At 62.0% G+C, this 284-nt stretch carries 1 protein-coding gene; it reads right to left on the bottom strand.

Annotated elements, in window-relative coordinates; genetic code table 11:
- A partial coding sequence (locus AC0L3U_RS39240) for a hypothetical protein (protein WP_473365097.1) occupies positions 1-284 on the bottom strand: 284 nt, incomplete at both ends.

The following is a 284-nucleotide window of genomic DNA, read 5'->3' as shown; positions in this document are numbered from 1 at the left end:
CCAATTGCTCAACGGCGTGCAACAGCCACTCGGTGGACCAGTGTGTCAGCGTCGTGCGCCTGAACCCTCGGTAGCGCAGGCCGCGTTGCTGTTTGTTCAGCAGGCAGGCGCAGGCATTGTTTTGCGGTTGCAGCGCTGTCATCAACGGCGACGCGTACATCAGGCTTTTCTGCTCGGCGATCAGCAAGAGGCCGTCCTCGTCTTTTCCGGCCAGGCAATCATTGATACCGTCCAGCGCGAACAGGCCGGCGTCCGGTCCGCGGTCACTGATCGCCAATGCCAGG

Source organism: Bradyrhizobium sp. Kon69 (assembly GCF_055807515.1).
The sequence above is the reverse complement of the archived record's forward strand: the minus strand, read 5'-3'. Positions and strand labels throughout refer to the sequence as shown.